The following is a 1,931-nucleotide window of genomic DNA, read 5'->3' on the forward strand; positions in this document are numbered from 1 at the left end:
TCCTAACCCCTAACGGCTTGCTGCTATAATTTCTGAATATCGTCAACTTTTATGAAAACTTATTAACAGATACTTGACTTTATGCTAAAAATCAAGGAAAAAAAACCAATAATTAGCATCGGTTCCATAACTGCGGCGATCTTGCTCAGTTTAACCCTAATTCCTGCCGCTATAGCCAAGGATGTCCTTCTGAGAGTGGGCATTGTCCAACGTTTTGGCGATGAAGCCAAGGAAAAATTAACCCTCAGTAGTACCAGTGGTGATAATCTCACCCTCCGCATGGTGGGAGAAGATGGCCAATCCCAAACCCTGCAAACCAATCGCCTACAATTAGAAGTTATTCCCCGTCCCCTCGCTTCTCCCATCCTCCAAGAAAAAGTCATTTTGAGCGACCACGCCACCTTTGAAACCGCCGAAAATAGCGCCAAAAATTGGGCAAAAATGGGCATTAAAGTGGAAATTACCCAACCCGGACGCTGGCAGGTTTGGGCAAAGCGAGAAGTTTATGAAAATCCCCTAGTGCGGCGTTGGTTGCTGACCAGTTTGCAAGCCAAAGGCTACAATCAACCCTATATTAATAGTGTTTTACTCAAAGAAAAGCCGCAAGTTTCTTTCCAAATCAACGGGGTGCGCTATTTTCCCAAAGAATTGGAAATCGAGAGCCAAAAAAACCTGATTCAAGTGACCCATAGCCCCGATCAGGTACGTTTGTACGGTGGGACTATGCGCCTACAGCCCAACGCCTACGGCACTTTTACCCTAGTTAATAACGTTCCCCTCGAAACCTACCTGCGTGGGGTTGTACCCCACGAAATCGGTCATGATGCCCCAGAAAGTGCCACCCAGGCGCAAACTATTATCGCCCGCACCTACGCCCTCCGCAATCTCCGCCGTTTTCAAGCCGATAATTACGAACTCTGTGCCGATACCCATTGTCAAGTTTATTATGGATTGACGGGAACTAATCCCCGGGCTGATCAAGCGATCGCATCCACTCAAGGACTGGTTTTAACCTACCAAAATGAGTTAGTGGATGCCCTTTATTCCTCCACCACCGGCGGAGTAACTGCCCTCTTTAGTGATGTTTGGGATGGGGAAGAAAGACCTTATCTCCGCGCAGTGGTGGACTCCCCTAATCGAGTTTGGGATCTGTCGAAACAATCCCTCGCTAATGAGACAACTTTTCGCCAGTTTATTAATCTTAAAGATGGTTTCAATGAGACAGGCCGACGGGTTTTTCGCTGGCAAAAACAAGCTTCTTTAGCCGATTTGAGTCAAGACCTAGAAACCTATCTAACACGGCGCAAACATCCCCTCGCCGACTTCCAGAAAATCCAATGGATGGAAGTGACTAAGCGCTCTCCTTCTGGTCGGATTCTGACTATGACCATTCAAACCGATAAGGGGATTTTGGAACTCTATAAAAATGAGGTGCGTAGCGCTTTTGGACCGCCTCGCAGTACCCTATTCTACATCGATCCTATCTACGATACCAATCGACAGATCCAGGGTTATAACTTTATTGGTGGCGGTTTCGGCCACGGGGTAGGATTAAGTCAATTTGGTTCCTATAATTTAGCCCGTTTGGGTTGGTCTCCCGAACAAATTCTCGCTTTCTATTATCCCGGCACCACCATCCAACCTCTCAATAATTCGATTATCTTTTGGCGAGGAAATTAATCAGTTATCAGTTATCAGTTTCTGAAGGCAATAGGCAATAGGCAATAGGCAAGAGAAAGGCTCTGACAATTCTCCTACCTAAAAAGAGGATTAGAAACTAAGTAAATCAAATGTTTGACTAAAATTTACCGAAATTTTGGGTTAAAGCCCCGTCCTTTTAGGACGGCTTTTTAAACTATAGCTTGTTAACTTAACTTTTATTGTGCTATACTGATTTTATCTAAGTAACCCGTGCGTAAAATGTTTGTCTT

The 1,931-nt window shown here is 45.0% G+C and carries 1 protein-coding gene; it reads left to right on the top strand.

Translation table 11 applies throughout. From position 1 onward, the window contains the following. Positions 1 to 81: 81 nt before the first annotated feature. Positions 82 to 1,680: a SpoIID/LytB domain-containing protein gene (locus IQ242_RS23675; RefSeq protein ID WP_193961635.1), complete on the top strand. Its 1,599-nt coding sequence runs from the start codon at positions 82 to 84 to the stop codon at positions 1,678 to 1,680. Positions 1,681 to 1,931 lie beyond the last annotated feature (251 nt).

Origin of the sequence: Microcystis sp. LEGE 08355, from assembly GCF_015207185.1 — a bacterium.
In the GTDB taxonomy this organism is placed as follows: domain Bacteria; phylum Cyanobacteriota; class Cyanobacteriia; order Cyanobacteriales; family Microcystaceae; genus Microcystis; species Microcystis panniformis.